Origin of the sequence: Clostridium sp. (assembly GCF_034179595.1) — a bacterium.
GTDB lineage: Bacteria > Bacillota > Clostridia > Clostridiales > Clostridiaceae > Clostridium.
The window spans coordinates 1-2,517 of sequence record NZ_JAXFPT010000013.1 but is presented as its reverse complement, the minus strand read 5'-3'; the positions used below and the strand labels follow the sequence as shown (position 1 = coordinate 2,517).

The window sequence follows — 2,517 nt, the reverse complement described above, 5'->3', positions numbered from 1 at the left end:
ACTTCAAATAGTAATGATTATACTATTTTAGGTATAGTCATTGCCTTTATATTAATAGATATAATATTTAATAAATCTAGAATTTGTCGTGCAATTTTAAAGATACTTTTCTTAATTAACTTTAATAATAGACATGGACCTCATGGCGGAGGATTTGGCGGTGGTTCTTCTTCCGGAGGCTTTGGTGGATTTGGCGGTGGTTCTTCTAATGGTGGAGGATCTTCTGGTAGTTGGTAAATATATTTAAATAATAATTTTAAAAAGAGCATACTAATATTAGTATGCTCTTTGAATGTTTAAAAATTTAGTACATAACTTTCTGGTAAAACTTATTTGTTATTTATAAAATTCTTGTGTTGCATATACTCTATTTCCACTCTTATAAACTCCTACACCAATTGATGAGAAATTCTTTGATAATATGTTTTCTCTATGACCTTGTGAATTCATCCAGTTAGTCATAAATTGATTTGCTAAAGCGTCAGCATCAGATACTCCACCTATATATGCTATATTTTCACCCCAAGCTTTATAATTTACTCCATCATTTTTCATCTTAACAGTTATAAGATTACCTTGTGGATCTTTGTGATCAAAATATCCTCTATCACCCATATCTTGTGATTTTATTCTAGCATACTTTTCCATAGTTTTATTGTATGATAACTTTGAAACTCCAGCTTTTTGTCTTTCAACATTAACCTTCTCAAATATTTTTTGTTCTACTTGAGCCATAAACTTTTCACTAGCTACTGAAGCTTGTCCAGTATTACTAGTTGAAATATTACTTTTTGATGTGTTATTTTTTGATACAGTATCTTTTGATGTATTACTACTTTTTGAAACATTATTGTTCTTTTTTGAAGTACTATTGCTCTTTGAAGAATTTTTATTATTTGAAGCTTTATTCTCATTAGCTTTTACATTTGTTTTTTTATCGTTTGATTTCTTCTTAGCTTCTGAAGTACTATTTTTAGATTTTGAATCTATATTTTTAGAATTATTTGATTCCTTACTTTTTGTGTTATTTGATTTTTCATTTAATAAACTTTTAATTATTTCGTTATTTAAACTTATACAATTATATTTATTATTACTTTGAACAATCTTACCATTACAAACCTTTATTGTTTGCAATTGCGCAGCTTCACTTTTTTCTCCTTGCCCAACAGTTAAATAAGTACCTGCACCTATTCCCCCTAGTAATGTACCTGTTAATAACATAGCAATTAGTTTATTTTTCATCTGTACCACTCCTTTTTATTTTTTCGAACCCTAATAAGGCTCAATATCTTATTAGTTAAAGTACTTTTTACTTTTTACTAATGCTAACACTTAAAGTTATATCATACTTTTTAAAAATTATTCATGGTATGTTATTGTTATTAATGAGTATATACCCCTTTTAATTAAAATAAATCCTATTTTTCCATTAGTAAATTATATATACTTTGGCTTTATATCTGTGCTACAACAATCTTTGAAATATATTACATGGATAAAATTACTTGGTATATTTAATGAAATTCCAATCAGTTTTTATGCCTTTTTTTATTTTTACACAACAAAGAGATACTAATAATATAATTAGTATCTCTTTAAAAATCTAAGTACAAATATTAATTTATATTTTTTATCTTTTCTCTTCCAAATCCATTTAATATCTTATATGCTATTAAATTAAATAAAATAAATATAATAGATACAACTAAAAGATAAACATCTGTATTCTTTATATCTATTAAATAATATATACCTGAAGGTACTAAAACAGTTAAAATTCCAATTAATAAAGTTAACATTACTGAAATACTTCTTTTTACAACAATAACTTCTGAGATCCATACCATTTTAGGGAATATAAGATTTATTATCAATCCAATCTTAGCCATAAAAAGTGAAATTAGTGTTGGTATAATTAGTAACCAAAGCCCCTGTATTACACTTAAATTTAATTTTACTGTAAAAATTAATGATCCTATCAAAATCGGTATTATTGTAATGATATTATTTAAAAGCATTTTTTCTTTAAATACATACATAAAATCTATAGGCAAAGATTTTAGTATCCAAAATTGACTTCCTTCTAAAGATATAGATGATGATGTTGTGTTTGATAATGCAACAAAAAGTGATGTTTGTACTATTAACAATAATGGTATAAATTCTTTTGTTACATTAGCATCAAAAATTATATTTATAAATTCATCCCCTATAAATAAAATCCCTATCACACTTAATAGATATAATACCATGCCTATTGACGTATTTAATACAACTACTGGCTTTGAAATATATCTAATAAATTCTTTATTTAAAAGAGTTCTTAATATATTATATTCTTTTACTTTCTTCATTTTAAAACTATTCTTTTTATAATTTTCTAAAAGCTTTGAATTTATCTTAACAAATACTCTATTTAATAAAATAATAAATACTGTGAATGTAGCTATTGATATAAGAATAAAAATTAAAGCTCCACTAAAACTTCCATATACTATACCATTTATATAATAT

General features: G+C 24.7%; 1 protein-coding gene and 2 pseudogenes. 1 reads left to right on the top strand and 2 read right to left on the bottom strand.

Annotated features, from left to right (window positions below):
• A pseudogene (locus tag SPJ33_RS00915) lies at positions 1–237 on the top strand (hypothetical protein); the annotation flags it as partial.
• Positions 238–336: 99 nt separating this feature from the next.
• Here the strand turns inward: SPJ33_RS00915 and SPJ33_RS00910 are convergent.
• Both SPJ33_RS00910 and SPJ33_RS00905 read right to left on the bottom strand, forming a co-directional pair.
• On the bottom strand, positions 337–1,245 hold the full coding sequence (locus SPJ33_RS00910) for a CAP domain-containing protein (protein ID WP_321116076.1): 909 nt from the start codon (positions 1,243–1,245) through the stop codon (positions 337–339).
• A gap of 374 nt (positions 1,246–1,619) precedes the next feature.
• Positions 1,620–2,517, bottom strand: a pseudogene (locus SPJ33_RS00905) (hypothetical protein); the annotation flags it as partial.

What these genes read in the sequence shown, in the direction of transcription:
- SPJ33_RS00910 (WP_321116076.1), bottom strand. Translation starts at nt 1,245, where the DNA reads ATGAAAAATAAACTAATTGCTATGTTATTAACAGGTACATTACTAGGG.